Here is a 14369-nt window from a genome sequence, read left to right as displayed (position 1 = left end):
ATAAGTAAGCTGCCGGAACTTTCGGGCGGCTTACTTTTTTTTGTCAAACAAATTTTAAATGAACCAAAATATGATGCATAGGACCTGCTATATCGTTTTCTTCTTTGTTTTGTCTCTGGCTTTTCAGGCAAAAGCTCAGGAAAAAAAAGCCCTGTTTATCATCTTAGATGGCATACAGCGTGAATTGTTGAAGAAAAATCCCACGCCTAACCTGGATGAAATCGCTGACAGGGGAGGATATTACGAAGCTCATGTGGGTGGCGAAGCAGGAGGATACTCCGAAACGCCAACCATTTCAGCCGTCGGTTACAATAGCCTGCTCACGGGTGTCTGGGTAAACAAGCACAATGTAAAAGGTAACAGTATCAGGCAGCCCAATTACCACTACTGGACCATTTTCCGGCATTTTAAAAAGCAATATCCCGATAAAACAACGGCAGTTTACTCTACCTGGCTGGACAACCGAACCAAGCTGGTCGGTGAAAACCTGGAGGATACGGGTAATTTTCTCCTGGACTACCACTTCGATGGGTTGGAGGTAGATACGTTGGGCTATCCACACGACGATAAAAGCGATTATATCAATAAAATAGACCAGGAAGTGGCTGCCTATGCTGCCGCAGAGGTTGCTGCAAAGGCTCCCGACCTGACCTGGGTTTACCTGCAATATACCGATGATATGGGGCATAAGTATGGGGAGAGTCCTCAGATGGATCAGGCCATACAGGAAGCCGACAGGCAAGTCGGCCTGATCTGGGATGCCATCAAAATGAGGGAAAATGAACAGGGCGAGGACTGGATGATTGTGATCACTACGGACCACGGCAGGGGAGAAGGAGGCTTTCACCACGGGGGCCAGTCTGAAGCGGAAAGAGCCACTTGGATTGTGGCCAACAGGAAATTCAATGAAGTTGCCTCGCAGACTCCCGGAATTGTAGATATCTTCCCAACAATAGCCTCCTATCTTGACCTCAACATACCAAAAAATCAGGCCATGGAAGTTGATGGCATCTCCCTCTTGGGAGAGGCTTATGCCTCACATTTGCGGGGAACACTTTCCGGGGCTTCCCTGAAACTGAACTGGAAAAGCTACGGCAGCGGAGAAACTGCCCGTGTATGGGCCACCTCTACCAATCAATTTCGCTATGGCAATTCCGATTTGTACCGTTTGCTTGGAGAAGTAAATCTGGATAATGAGTCAGCTGCCTTTGACCTGAAGGCCAACTACAATAACCTGAAAGTGGTGTTGGAATTGCCCTCAGGGTATGCAAATGTGTGGGTCAGTAACGCGGATTGATGCCTGCTCAGCCAATAAAGCAACCATTTGTGTAAATCTAGTGATATATTTGGTGTTTAAGGCCCTAACTTGGGCTTTAAACGCCATATTTAATGAAAAAACTAATTTTTGTTTATTTTATTGCTTTTTTAACTAACTTAATTGCATACGGACAGGAGGGGAGAGTAAATGGGATGTATGCAATAAAGGTCAGCGAAGCCATCGCGATTGATGGCAAACTGGACGAGCAAATCTGGCAGGAGGACGGCTGGATTGATGAGTTCATTCAGACCTTTCCGACGGATACCCTGCCGGCAATCGCTGAAACAAGAGTCAAAATTGCCTACGATAACAAGTTTCTTTACATTGCCGCCATCATGCTCAGCCCGGAGCCCAGGGAGAAATACGTAAGTACTTCCTTACGCCGGGATTTTCGTGGCAATCAGAATGATGGCATCAGTTTCGTCATCGATACTTTTAATGACAAGACCAACGGCTACATCTTTGGGGTCAATCCTTACGGCGTTCAACGAGAGGCCATGATGGGCAACGGGGGCTTGCTGCCGACGGATTTTAACCTGGCCTGGGACAACAAGTGGTATTCTGAGGCAAGTATCCTGGAAGATCGTTGGGTAGCGGAGATTGCCATTCCCTTTTCAACCCTTCGCTACAAGGACGCCACCGATAATTGGAATGTAAACATTTACCGCATCGACAGCAAGTATTCTGAAAAGACTACATGGACACCCATCCCCCGAAATTTCAATGTTACCCATATGGCATTTTCCCGGAATTTGTATTTTCCGGAGCCCTTGCCAAAGTCTGGAGGTAACTATTCCCTGATCCCCTATGCGGCAATGGCTACATCCAGTAACTATCTGGAGGGGTATAGTGAACCGCTTAAACCTTCCTTTGGCGGAGATGCCAAAATCGGATTGGGTCCGGCCATGAATCTGGACCTTACTGTCAATCCGGATTTCTCTCAGGTGGAGGTGGATGAACAGGTGACCAACCTGGACCGATTTGAGATTTTCTTTCCTGAGCGCCGCCAGTTTTTTCTGGAGAATGTGGATCTGTTCGCAGATTTTGGAACGGACCGGATCCGCCCTTTTTTTTCACGCCGAATAGGCGTAGACCGGGATGAGTCTACCGGACAAAATGTTCAGAATCAGATTCTATACGGGGCCAGGCTGAGCGGAAAACTTACCGATGACTGGCGCATTGGTGCAATGAACATGCAAACCGGAAGTGACCCTTTACGGGGCATAACAGGAAAAAATTTTTCCGTGGCCGCCCTGCAGCGCAAGGTATTCAACCGGTCAAATGTGGGCATCATGCTGATCAACCGGGAGACCCTGGATATGGAAAAGACCAACCTGGTCAACGGTGCCCACAACAGGCTGGCGGGTATTGATTACAACCTTTTTTCCAAGGACAACCGATGGAGCGGCAAGTTTTTTTACCACCGTACATTCGAAAAGGGTGTAGACAAAGATACCGGTACCGGACATGTGCAGCTCGCATTCAATGACCTGAATTTCAATGCGGGAATGGCTTATTCTTACGTGGGAGAAAATTACAATCCGCTGGTGGGCTACACCCCCCGGACCGGATACCAGCGCATCGCGCCGGAAATCGGCTACCGGTTTTTTCCCGATTCAAAACATGTCAACCGTCATGGCCCGGGATTTTTATCGGAAACCCTGTGGAATGCCAGCCTGGGCATTACGGACGAGTTACATACCCTGAACTATCTGGTTCAGCTTCACTCCTTTGCCGAATTTACCCTGAGTGCAAACAACCAGTATACCTACCTTTTTTTTCCGTTTGACCCCACACGTACCGGTGGGGAACCTTTACCGGAAGGAACTGGATACCGCTACAATTACCTGGGAATAGATTTTCGTACAGATCCTCGCAAAGCATTGGCCCTGAGAGGTACCGGACAGATAGGCGGGTATTACAGTGGTACTATGGCCAATTTTACCGGAATGCTGCAATGGCGTATCGGATACCTGGCTAATATTTCCATGAATTTGAGCTACAGTCGCATTCGCCTTCCCGAGCCACAAACAGATGCCGACCTCTTCCTGATCGGGCCCCGCATCGACCTTACCTTTACCCGCAGCTTGTTTTGGACCACTTTTATTCAGTACAACAACCAGATCGACAATATCAACATCAATACCCGCGTTCAATGGCGCTATGCCCCTGTTTCGGATCTTTTTGTAGTTTATACAGATAACTATTTTCCAGATACCTTCGCTTCCAAACAAAGGGCCTTCGTGATGAAGTTAAACTATTGGCTGAATTTGTAAACAGGCTGAATGGTGGCAAAACGTAAATTTACTGTTTAAGGCCAAAGTTTTCCGATCCGGTAAGACCGTCTGGTATACCTACAATTCGATCATCTCCCAATGCTCGGTAAACACTATCTTCTCTCCCGGTGCGATCTGGTAAGTGGGACTACAGGGCTCCATTTCAGCGAAGAGACCATTGCTGAAGAAAATACCCATCATGTGTTCGCTGCCCGCATAGTAAGCGTCGGCAGACACCGGGTAACGCTTGATAAAAAGCAGGTTTTCCCATTGGTAGCCCATCCATCCTGCCGAGGAATCGCTGCCAGCCTTGATGGTCGATCCGACAGCATGGAAGTGCAATACATTTCCGCGAACCCATATCCGCTCATCGGGTTCCGGTTGAGGATTGATGTGATTGGGTCGCCATTCAAACTGGCCGTAGCCGGATGCAAAGCGGCTGTGTTCCGGATCCAGCGGCAAAGTGAGTACGCCCCCGGGTCGCACCAGGGTACGGCTCCAGAAGTGTCGGATCAGGGTATCCTGGCTAATGTTTTCCGCCTGTTGAAGAATTTCCAGATGACTCCCTTCCGTAGAGAGGGTAAAAACCCGCTGGCTGTATAGTCCAAGATCCTGGTCTCGAATACTGGTAAGCACCAATCTGTAAGGTCCGGCAATTCTGGCCTGCCAGGGACCCATCCATGTGGCCGCATGGAGCTTTTGGGTGATCCCTTCCGGACCGTAGTCCAGCCGACCGCCATCAGGGTCAAAGCGTTCCTTTTGCCATTCCTCGAAGTCCTTACCATCCTGGAGGGAATCCGCATAAATGATATTTTTTCCACCTATGCTATAGGCCAAAACACGGCCACCGGTTGCCGCATGGATAATGACCTCTACGGTCTCGTTGTGCATGCGGTAGCAATCCGTCCATCCCCGAAAGGAAACCTTTTCGATCTCTGAAAAAGCGGGTAAAGTAAGCAGTGCCAATAGTGAAGCGAGTAGGCAATTTTTTGCTGTAATCATGTGCAGGATGGTTGAATGAATGAGGTATACTAAAACTACCAATTTTCTAATTGCAGTACCAGTTTGATGGATAAAATTTGTAGAGTTGTTTTACCAGAGGCCCATTTCGAACAAGTCATATCCCTGATTTTGGGGTAAGATATAAAAAGAGTATTTTGGGCTGGAATTGGCGAAGCAAAAGCCGTAGGTCATTCTGCTCCAGTAGGTTCGGACAGCTTAGCCGGACTTGCTGTAAGGGGTGGTTTATAGACGACAAAAAAAAATTAGAAATACATGAGCCGGGTTGGAATTACACTGATTATTTATTTGATAGCTCTTGCCGGCTTTCAATGTCAAACAGATTCGGGAAAAAAAACGCTCCAAACTCTTCCTCCTGAAGTCGTAGAAAGCATCGAAAAACGGATAGCAAATGGGGTTACTCCAAGTATGGCAATTGCTTTAATTGACACAACTGGCACAACATTCTTTAATTTTGGGAAAGCCAGCGAAGGTGGTCAGGCAGTGGATCAGCATACCGTTTATGAAATCGGGTCCATATCCAAGGCATTTACCGGAGTCCTGCTTGCCCGGCAGGTGCTGGATGGAGACATCAAATTGGAAGACGAGGTCAATCGCTTTTTACCGGAGGGGGTAACAGCCGCCAGAAAGGGTCAGGCTGAAATTACCATCGGGCATCTTGCGGATCATACCTCCGGCTTTCCTCGCATGCCGGATAATTTCGCCCCGGCCAATCCCAATAATCCCTTTGCCGACTATACGGTGGATCAGATGTATGCTTTTATTTCGGATTTCGAGCCCACACGGGAAGTGGGTGATGCCTACGAATATTCCAATTTTGCTCAAGGCCTGCTGGGGCACATCCTGGCGCAAAACAAAGATATGAACTATGAGGACCTGATGGTGCAGGTCATTGCCAATCCATTGGGCATGGGGGATACCCGTATCCGGCTTACGGACAGCATGCAGGAGCACCTGGCACCTGGACACAGTGGGGGGCAGCTCGTCGAAAACTGGGACATTCCTACGCTGGCCGGTGCTGGTGCGATCAGAAGCTCCGCTGCCGATATGGCCAGGTTCATAGCCGCCAATTTGCGGTACTTCGAAAGTGAGCTGGCAGAGGCCATGGCACTTTCTCACAAAGTCCGGCACCGCAAGGCCGGGGAGATGAAAGTAGGCCTGGGCTGGCATATCAAGGAAGGTAAAGACGGAGATGTCATCTGGCACAATGGGGGTACCGGTGGGTACCGTACCTTTGTAGGATTTGTGAAAGAAACGGGAGTTGGGGTGGTCCTGCTTACCAATTCTTCTACTGGTTCGGATGATATTGGCTTTCACCTGCTCGATCCGGGGTCCAAATTGGCCGACATCAAATCTGGAACTCAGGCCGTGGATGTAGCCGAATCCACGCTGGAGGAATACGTAGGGGTGTATGAACTTGCGCCGGAATTCAGCATCACCATTAGCAGGGAGGGGATGCAGCTTTATTTACAAGCCACCGCTCAGCCACGCTTCGAACTATACGCAGAAAGCGATTCCCTGTTTTACCTGACAGTGGTGGAGGCAAAGGTATCCTTTGAACGGAAAGACGGTGTGGTGGAAAGTCTTGCTCTCTTTCAGGGAGGAAGCGAAACCCAGGGAAAGAAAGTGAAATAAATCGGTTTTTGTTTACTATTTGAAGCACAGATTTATTGAAGTTTACGCAAAAAAATCCCTCCCGACACTGACAGGCTCAGCCTCCCTTTGGCATTTGCTGAAATGGCGATCTGCCGCTAACCTCAGGTATTTTTACCGGACTGAAGGACGGCAAGGCTTCGGAATTCCACCACACCCAAATGCGCACAAATCCCTCCGCCGCGGCGGAGGGAAAGGTTTCCTTTTCGAGCCCATCCCGACCATTCGAACCTACACAAACCCCAACCCTTTCGTGTCCCAGCTACCTACACAAGTTGCTTCCAGGTAACCGAATTAAAACCCAGGTATTTTTCGGTCATCAGCATAAAATTGCTTATATTTCAAAAAGTATACCGTATACATAAATTATAGCTTATTGGGTCATGTTAAAAAAAGCTTTTTCTTTCGTTTTTGTAGGATTACTGATCTTCCCATCCTTTTCCATAGCTCAAATACAAACTTCCCCATTCAAAAAGGGAGCTTTGCTGCAAATCGATCAATGGCAGGTAAACGACATCGTCTTTTCCGCCAAAACCGATCCCGGTACCAATCCCTTTGACATAACATTCGGGGCCATTTATACCGGACCCGATGGGCAGCTCCTGGACCTTACTGGCTTTTACAATGGCGGAAACGAATGGATCAGCCGCTTTTCGGCCGCCGAGCAAGGCACCTGGCACTTTGTCACCTATTCCTCCGAACCCAAACTCAGTGGACTGACCGGGGAACTACATGTGCAACCCAACTCCCGGCCCGAGCAAAAAGGAGCGGTGGGCATCGATCCGGAAAATCCCCAGGCCTTTGCCTACGATAACGGCGATCCCCATTTTATGCTGGCCTTTGAACTGGATTGGTTGTTTGCCTTGGATTATGGAAATGACCAGGGCATGCCCAAAACAGAGCAATTACTTGATCACGTAAAAGATAACGGGTTTAATCATGTGGTGGCCAATATCTATGCTTACGATGTAGGCTGGGGCGTGGCGGATGATGTGCCTGATAAATATTTCTACGGCAAACCGCCCTATTCGGCCTGGGAAGGCAGCAACGAATCGCCGGATTTCAGTCGCCTGAACCTGGAACTTTTTCAGCATTGGGACCGCATTCTGGCCAGCATGCAGGGCAAAGGGCTGGATGCCCATTTGATGATCTATGTCTGGAACAAGCTGGTCAATTGGCCGGACATGTATTCGACTGGTGACAACCTTTATTTTGATTACATTATCCATCGCTATCAGGCTTTTTCCAATGTGATCTGGGATGTTTCCAAAGAAGCACTGGATTACGCACGGGCCGATCCGGCGTACATACAGGAGCGGATCAGCAGGATCAGGGAAAAGGACAAGTATAACCGCTTGCTCACTGTCCATGATTATGAGTTCAACTCCCGGAACGGGGAGCTGGTGGATTTTATTTCCATTCAGAGTTGGCGGTCCAATCTGTATTCCCTGATGCTTCAGGGAAGGGCCACTCATGCCAGTAAGCCGGTGGTCAACATCGAACACGGGGGCTATGAAACCGGTCCTTATCGCACCTTTGTTGGCAATTACACCAGTCCGGAAACCTGCCTGGTCAGGACTTATGAGTGTGTTTTTTCCGGAGTGTACGGTTCCTATTACTGGCAGAACAGCTCCTGGAACATCGTGGTCCACGATCCATTTGAGGAGGAGCAGGATTTTGAACCGCCGCGGTTTGACTACTACAAGCACCTGGCAGGGCTGTTTACCCGATTCAACTTCAACGAGCTGCAACCCAGTTACCCCAAAATCACGACCAATAGCCGGATAGGAACGGACAACCTGGCCACCAATGGCTACGCGCTAAGCAACGGGGAGGGCCTGTACCTGATGTTCATTCCTAAAGACAGCGAGCGGGTCAATGCAGTGCTTCCAAAGCCGGAAAGCTGCACCTTTAAGATCACCTGGTTCAATATTTTCACCGGAGAGTTCCGGGAACAGGGCAGCCGAAGCTGGTCCGGCTGGATGGAGTTGATCAGCCCCTGGCAGTATCAGGATTCGGTGGTGATTGTGGAGGAGGGGTGAAATGCTTGATGAGGAAAAACTAAATTTAGGACCTCAGATTATACAGATGGACACAGGTTAAAAAAATGACGGGAAATACCTCGGACCAGGAATCATTCGGATATTCAAGTGGTTCAAACACAAAAAAGTGTACAATTCACGGCCTACTTAGAAAAGGCAAGCCTGCTCTTGGAGGGACATTCCCAGGATACCAATTATAAATGTCGCCGAAAATCTTGCTGTTGTCCTAAAATACGCACGATCATTATCTTCGAACTGGTAATTACATAAAAAATAGTATGGGCTTTGTAGTTATAGCGTTTAAGATGTGGAGATAATTCCGAGGCATCTCGTCCAATTTCTGGCGTTGTTGCGATTTTTTCAAGGCAGTTGAGCAGCTCGTCAAGATATTCAAGGGTTTGTTTTTCACCCCATTTCTCTAATGAATAATCGGCAATACTGTCCAAATCTTCGTCTGCCTTGACAGATAAAATATAATTAGCCATGCGGTTTTACATCGGTTTTTCTCAGGGCTCTTTTCTTTGCAAATGTTACAATTTCTTCTGAGGTCCTGATTTTAGGACTGGTACCACTCTCGAGTCCTTCTTGAATATCCGCTTTGGTAATCAAAAACGCCCTGTTGCGCTCTTCATCTTTCCGAACCAAATACCGCAGATATTCAGCTTCGGTTTTATATCCACCTTGCTTAACTGCTAAATCAATATATCGGTCTAAGTGCTCGCCAAAATCAATCGTTTTTCTGCTCATAATTGTTATTTTTTATCCTAAAAACGCTGTAAATATGCTGTAAATTTAACATCATTTAATGTGAATCGAAAGCAAGCAGAAAGAAATATTGGTTTATCAGAAAGAATACAAACGAGTAGGTGTTCGCCAGCATTGCATTTAAGTAAAAAGGTACTAATTTCAAAAAATCTTGCCTTTGGTCTCAGGTCATGCGTAAAAAAAATTCCCGAATACACTTAAATAATTTTTCCACTGTGCTGCGGATTCCATTTTTAGAGTAATAAACTGTTTTCATACTCTCCAATCCAGGTTGTGCCAAAATTTAGCACCACAGGATACTATAGATAAATTACCAGGTAGAGAATTTCTTAAAGCAAAAATTAAGCTGGTTTAAGAGCCGGCTGATGGTTTTTTGGAAAAGATTATTCAGGCAAATCAAGCTTTTGTAAATTAACTTTTTACGGGTATATTGTTGAATAGGCCTTTTGGTGTTGATTTGGAGGGAGTATCATTTATTTTAAGTATGACCCGGGTTCTGTGAAACAAATTGTAATCAATTGATGCTCAAGGAAAAAATTTGGTTTAAAAATGGTATCACTACCAAAGCTAACTACAGACAATATGGCTTTACCCACTATTTTCGACAAAGAAGTAACAGCGGAGCTGATCCGGCGGATAAACTCCCTTTCCCCCGGTACCCAGCCGCAATGGGGAAAAATGAACGTGGCCCAAATGCTGGCACATTGCAACGTCACCTATGAAATGGCTTATGAAAACAAACATCCCAAACCCAATTTTTTGATGCGACAAGTCCTTAAGGCCTTTGTAAAGCAGATGGTTGTAAGTGAAACCCCTTACAAAAGGAATGTCCGTACGGCACCTGCATTTATCGTGTCCGATGAACGGGATTTTGAGCAAGAGAAAAATCGCCTGATCCAATACCTCAACAAAACCGTTGAATTGGGAGAAAACCACTTTGACAGAAGGGAGTCCCTGTCCTTTGGTAAACTAACCATAGCGGAGTGGAACAATATGTTTTACAAGCACCTGGACCACCACCTGACGCAGTTTGGGGTATGAATGTGCTGTATTTTGGTAGGCTGCAAACGGGTTTTTCTTCTTTTGCAGACCTCTCTGATGGTCCACTTTTGTTTACCTGATAGATTAATCTGGCTATGGAAAAAAAGCGGATTCGAAAATACGCAACCCTGGGTCTGACCTGGCTTTTTGTTCTTGCCGGCATCATTGCAGTAGGCATTTGGCAGGGGCTGCACACCTTTGTATTCGCATGGGTTCTAAATTTCTTATTGATGACGGGGGTTTTGGCCTTCACAGAAACATTCCAGCCAAAATTAAACATGACTTGGTTTGACTCAAAAAAATGGGAAGCGGATGGAAAAATTTACAAACGTTTTGGGGTAGATTTATTCCGGAAGTTGCTGGTGTGGGTGAAGTGGGAGAAACTGACCAAAGCGGCCAACCCGATAAAAAAAGACAGGGAAACCCTAACAAAATTGGCATATAAAACCCGTCAATCGGAGTTCGGCCACGCAATTATTTTCATTATCGTACTGATTTTCGGTATTGTGGTGGCGTTTTCCTATGGATTTCGGCAGTCTGTATGGCTCCTTTTGCTAAATATCCTACTGAACCTGTATCCCATTGCCCTTCAACGGTACAACCGGCCAAGGCTGCGGGGTATTCTGTCAAATTAATACTTTTACGGCCTTTACTTTAGGGGGCTCAGCCAACCGCCAGTAATCTTAAGCTACTGTTTACCTGAATTTTTTACCCTCGTTTAACTTTAACCAGGTGTTTAGGAAATCAGGATAGCGAGGATTGATCCGAATACATGGAAAGGGTGACACGTTAATTTGCACTGCTTCATAAATGAACACTATTAGTAGTTATTCAAGGAATGTCATCGAAGTGGGTTCACTTATCAGAATTGAAATTGCAGTTAATTTGTTGTACATTTAAAGTAAATATGTTGTTATGGAGACCAAAGAACATGAAATTTCAAGAAGAAGCTACGACACAAAGAAAAGCATACAGCGGGCTAGGAAGGAAAGGTCAAAAAATCAAGAGTCTCGTATTACAGTCAGTACAGGTGAATATGCCTGGGCCAACAAGATGGATAGGGTTAATCTCATCAGAAAAGGCCTTCCTTATGAGGCGATTGACGTTTTAAGTAAAAGGGCTGCTTTGCCCGTAAAACAGTTTCTTCGCCTTTTCGGAATCCCTCAGACTACCTACAACAAGAAAAAGAGAGACCAGGAATTACTCAGTGGAAGAGATAGTGAAATGGTTCTGGTCTTGACGGAGTTAATGGATTTTGGGGTATCGGTTTTTAACGACGAGGTTGAAAAGTTTCAACGCTGGCTTAAAAAACCAAATATATCATTGGGGGGTGTCACTCCGGAAAGTCTATTTGATTCTATCACAGGGATTCACGAAGTTAGCAATAGTCTTAACAGATTGGAATACGGGAACCTGGCCTGATGAAGGTGTACAGAATTGAAAGAGAGAAATATCTAAAAAGCACGTTAACGGGTCAAGGAGCTGCTTTAACAGATGGATTTCGCTGGAACAGTCGCAATACTTATTTGGTTTACACGTCGGCATCGCGGGCACTGCCAGACCCTATAATACCTACAGCTAAAGCCGTAGGCAATTGATTAAAAAAGGTTTTCTCAAAATTCAGCAATGAAGCAGGCCTAAAACAAATTATCGTGCCCATAGGCCAATGTAAAATCCTCATTTTTCGCCAAACTACAGAAAATCCGGCCTATCCGGCCCCTCATAAGGCGCTGCACCCGGATTTTCTCCTGAACCTTTTTTCACTTCCAACAATTCCGGATCTTCCGTATCCGGGGCCAGGATCAGGCCGTAATGCCGGCCCATCCAGTAGTCTCGGATAAAGCCTACCGGCTCCATGATGCGCTTGCTGTTTCTGCCTCCATCCAGTACGATCGCCCTTCTGGCGCCGCGGGTGACGGCAGACTCCCTTGGCGATATGGCTTTCAACCCACCCTCGTAGGAGGTATAACCTTCTTCCACAAACAAATCATCCCGATGCGAATTGCGGTAATTGTGCTCGGTACAATCCAGCGTCCATTCCCGCAAATGTTGTACGGCGGCATCCAGGTCAGCATCATTTCCGGTCATGGCCGCATAGGTGAAATTGAACCAGGGGATTTTCTCCATGCGTTTGATCTCAAATGTTCTTTCCAGGCTCCTCAAATAAAAGGAGCGCAGGACGGGATCTTTCTCATAGCGCAGCAGGGTATTGTACGCTTCAAAGGCCAGGTTGTCGTCCCAGGGAGCTATCTGAGAAGGGGGGAAGGTATTTTTCTGCTTGACGGTATTTTCCGCATAGCCCCAATCCACCAGTTGCTCATAACCCTTTTTGAAACGCTCTTCCCCGGTCAACGCGTATGTAGCGTAGGAAAAAGCCAGGGCTTCCAGCCCATTCACGCCCCGGTCTGTCCAGCCGTAGGGGCGCAGCAGGTATTCGGGATTCCAGCGACCCCAGCGGGTGGTCTGCCCGTCAGCATCGATCAGCACCCAGCCGTTTTCCATGATATAGCCAGCAATACGCCGCATGTGTTCTTTGGCCAGTTCTTTTTCTTCGCCCCTGGCAGCCAGATCATGAAACAAGGACACACTGTAGAAGTGTGCGATGATCTCATCGCTGGAGGCATCCCCTTTCCAATACCAGAGGCTATCTGCGGTGGCATTCCATTTAGCAGGCAGGCCACCGGATCCCCTTCGCCCCATTTCTCCCTTGTCACCCTTCCTGGACCATATCGATCGGGCTATCAGGCCGTCGATGGGTGTGACCCGTTCCAGCCACAACATAGCCTGGAAAGCATCCACCGCCTCTTTTCGGGCAGCTTCTTCGCCGGTTACGGCGTATTTGTAACTCATCGCCGAAAGGTAGGTGGCGGTATGGGCACCATCGTTGTCGCTGATTTCCCGTACCCATTCATTTTCATATTGATGGATGGTGTGGATAAAGCCCATTCGTTTGTGACCATACCGGTCCAGCCAGTATTCGTAGTGGTCGCTTTTCTTTCGCAGGGTAAAGGGTTCGTAACGGATGATGCCGATCCCGCCATCCGTAGCAATCAGTACCTCGTTTTCGGCTACGGCTATGTCGTTGACCCGATTGTCCGGCAGCCAGTGGTCGGCTCCGAAATAATGCCAATCGTCTTCCAGCATGCGAATAGCCCCCCGGGTGGTGCCTATCCACATATCCTGGTCAAATCCCTGTGCCAGTTGCCGGGTATCTTCTACAGGAAGGCCCTCAGTGCCTTTGATTTGTTGCAGGGAAGCGCCTCGGAGTACCCCCAATCCCCTGTCGGTGCTTACAAATAAGCGACTCCCCACGGACATCAGGTCGAAGGTGTTTTTTGAAGGCAGAGTTCCCCAGTCGATCAGGTGTTCGTTGATCACCCTGCCAGAAAGCTGCACCAGTTTTCCAGGCTGAAGTATGTGTAGCGTACCGCTGTAGCTGGCAATGGCGATGATCGGGCCGGGTTTAACCGGATCGGCCAAAACCTGGGTGCCATCTTCCATCAGCATAGTTACATCACTGGATAGGTATCCGCCTTCGGGTTCAATATTGGTCAATTTCCCACCTTCATATACGTAAATGGCATCCCTGGTAGCTGCGTGCACTTTTTCCTGATGCAGGCACACATCTACAAAGCTGTCATCGCTGATTTTTTGCCAATCATTCCCATCAAACCTGAAAAAACCGGAAGAAGCCATTATCCAGGCAATATGGTCATGTACTTCTACTTTGTTTATTTCTTCAGGACCGTTTGACACAGGCTCCAGGCTTCCATTTCTCAATTCCTGAAATTTCCCATCTAATACGGCAAAGGAACGTTCTCCCATTTGTGCTACCTGAGTCACCGGCCCAGTGGTGCGAACGATTTCACTTTTTTCCTGGAGAAATACCTTGTCAGCCTGTGGCTCCCATAGCGTTTGCCGGGCTGCCAATGGCAGACTGAAAATGGCAGTAAGCAACACAAAAATGTTTACTTTCAGTAATCGACTCATCAGATAGATCATGGTAAAATGTGGAATAAATAAGCAGTCTATATCCTATACCAGGTACCCTCGAAAAGGGCCACTACGCAGCCTCGATTCCTGATGAGCGGTTTGGTTCCTAAGCAAGGCAATTGATTCAGGCGGCCGACAGCCTGGATCTTTTACCGAAATTAATCGGGTAGGCGGGATCGATCTATGGCCTCAGGCGCAATAGGTCTGGAGATTATTGTTTTAAAAAGGATTTTACTGGAAATAAAACCAGTTTATCGGCGT

At 47.3% G+C, this 14369-nt stretch carries 11 protein-coding genes; 7 read left to right on the top strand and 4 right to left on the bottom strand.

Features of this window, described 5'->3' with window-relative positions:
* The first annotated feature begins 58 nt into the window (after window positions 1–58).
* Together BUB19_RS12215 and BUB19_RS12210 are read left to right on the top strand one after the other, a co-directional pair.
* A complete protein-coding gene (locus tag BUB19_RS12215; RefSeq protein ID WP_245802843.1) occupies window positions 59–1297 on the top strand; it encodes an alkaline phosphatase family protein in 1239 nt (412 codons plus the stop codon).
* Between the two features lie 92 nt (window positions 1298–1389).
* Complete coding sequence (locus BUB19_RS12210; RefSeq protein ID WP_073094822.1) at window positions 1390–3594, top strand: DUF5916 domain-containing protein; 2205 nt, start codon at window positions 1390–1392, stop codon at window positions 3592–3594.
* 78 nt (window positions 3595–3672) lie between these two features.
* On the opposite strand, the gene BUB19_RS12205 is transcribed toward BUB19_RS12210, so the two are convergent.
* A complete protein-coding gene (locus tag BUB19_RS12205; RefSeq protein WP_073094821.1) occupies window positions 3673–4596 on the bottom strand; it encodes a hypothetical protein in 924 nt (307 codons plus the stop codon).
* Window positions 4597–4869: 273 nt separating this feature from the next.
* Between BUB19_RS12205 and BUB19_RS12200 the strand changes: the two genes are divergently transcribed.
* Together BUB19_RS12200 and BUB19_RS12195 are read left to right on the top strand one after the other, a co-directional pair.
* Window positions 4870–6249 carry a serine hydrolase gene (locus tag BUB19_RS12200; protein WP_073094820.1) on the top strand — a complete coding sequence of 460 codons (1380 nt, stop codon included), beginning with the start codon at window positions 4870–4872 and terminating at the stop codon, window positions 6247–6249.
* Between the two features lie 401 nt (window positions 6250–6650).
* Window positions 6651–8309 (top strand): DUF5060 domain-containing protein, encoded by a 1659-nt coding sequence (locus tag BUB19_RS12195; protein WP_084097227.1) that lies wholly within the window; start codon window positions 6651–6653, stop codon window positions 8307–8309.
* 194 nt (window positions 8310–8503) lie between these two features.
* Here the strand turns inward: BUB19_RS12195 and BUB19_RS12190 are convergent, their stop codons facing one another.
* Window positions 8504–8794, bottom strand: coding sequence for a type II toxin-antitoxin system RelE/ParE family toxin (locus BUB19_RS12190; RefSeq protein ID WP_073094819.1), 291 nt, complete (start codon window positions 8792–8794; stop codon window positions 8504–8506).
* A complete protein-coding gene (locus BUB19_RS12185) occupies window positions 8787–9056 on the bottom strand; it encodes a ribbon-helix-helix domain-containing protein (RefSeq protein ID WP_073094818.1) in 270 nt (89 codons plus the stop codon). Before BUB19_RS12185 ends, BUB19_RS12190 begins: the two co-directional genes overlap by 8 nt.
* Before the next feature lie 567 nt (window positions 9057–9623).
* Here BUB19_RS12185 and BUB19_RS12180 point away from each other — a divergent pair.
* The 3 genes from BUB19_RS12180 (at window position 9624) to parS (ending at window position 11537) form a co-directional block, all read left to right on the top strand.
* Window positions 9624–10115: a DUF1569 domain-containing protein gene (locus BUB19_RS12180; RefSeq protein ID WP_245802842.1), complete on the top strand. Its 492-nt coding sequence runs from the start codon at window positions 9624–9626 to the stop codon at window positions 10113–10115.
* Window positions 10116–10210: 95 nt separating this feature from the next.
* Window positions 10211–10750 carry a glycosyl-4,4'-diaponeurosporenoate acyltransferase CrtO family protein gene (locus BUB19_RS12175; protein ID WP_245802841.1) on the top strand — a complete coding sequence of 180 codons (540 nt, stop codon included), beginning with the start codon at window positions 10211–10213 and terminating at the stop codon, window positions 10748–10750.
* A gap of 280 nt (window positions 10751–11030) precedes the next feature.
* The gene (gene parS, locus BUB19_RS12170; protein ID WP_073094817.1) at window positions 11031–11537 is read left to right on the top strand and encodes a type II RES/Xre toxin-antitoxin system antitoxin; all 507 of its coding nucleotides are present in this window, start codon (window positions 11031–11033) and stop codon (window positions 11535–11537) included.
* 270 nt (window positions 11538–11807) lie between these two features.
* Here the strand turns inward: parS and BUB19_RS12160 are convergent, their stop codons facing one another.
* Entirely contained in the window at window positions 11808–14105 is a 2298-nt protein-coding gene (locus tag BUB19_RS12160; RefSeq protein ID WP_073094914.1) for a hypothetical protein, read from the bottom strand.
* Window positions 14106–14369 lie beyond the last annotated feature (264 nt).

This window comes from Cyclobacterium lianum (assembly GCF_900143075.1).
In the GTDB taxonomy this organism is placed as follows: Bacteria; Bacteroidota; Bacteroidia; order Cytophagales; family Cyclobacteriaceae; genus Cyclobacterium; species Cyclobacterium lianum.
The sequence above is the reverse complement of the archived record's forward strand: the minus strand, read 5'-3'. Positions and strand labels throughout refer to the sequence as shown.

Excerpts from the sequence above, each read along its gene's own strand:
- parS (WP_073094817.1), top strand. The coding sequence starts at position 11,031 with ATGGAGACCAAAGAACATGAAATTTCAAGAAGAAGCTACGACACAAAG.
- BUB19_RS12160 (WP_073094914.1), bottom strand. The coding sequence starts at position 14,105 with ATGAGTCGATTACTGAAAGTAAACATTTTTGTGTTGCTTACTGCCATT.
- BUB19_RS12215 (WP_245802843.1), top strand. The coding sequence starts at position 59 with ATGAACCAAAATATGATGCATAGGACCTGCTATATCGTTTTCTTCTTT.
- BUB19_RS12195 (WP_084097227.1), top strand. The coding sequence starts at position 6,651 with ATGTTAAAAAAAGCTTTTTCTTTCGTTTTTGTAGGATTACTGATCTTC.
- BUB19_RS12200 (WP_073094820.1), top strand. The coding sequence starts at position 4,870 with ATGAGCCGGGTTGGAATTACACTGATTATTTATTTGATAGCTCTTGCC.
- BUB19_RS12210 (WP_073094822.1), top strand. The coding sequence starts at position 1,390 with ATGAAAAAACTAATTTTTGTTTATTTTATTGCTTTTTTAACTAACTTA.
- BUB19_RS12185 (WP_073094818.1), bottom strand. The coding sequence starts at position 9,056 with ATGAGCAGAAAAACGATTGATTTTGGCGAGCACTTAGACCGATATATT.
- BUB19_RS12175 (WP_245802841.1), top strand. The coding sequence starts at position 10,211 with ATGGAAAAAAAGCGGATTCGAAAATACGCAACCCTGGGTCTGACCTGG.
- BUB19_RS12205 (WP_073094821.1), bottom strand. The coding sequence starts at position 4,596 with ATGATTACAGCAAAAAATTGCCTACTCGCTTCACTATTGGCACTGCTT.
- BUB19_RS12190 (WP_073094819.1), bottom strand. The coding sequence starts at position 8,794 with ATGGCTAATTATATTTTATCTGTCAAGGCAGACGAAGATTTGGACAGT.
- BUB19_RS12180 (WP_245802842.1), top strand. The coding sequence starts at position 9,624 with ATGGTATCACTACCAAAGCTAACTACAGACAATATGGCTTTACCCACT.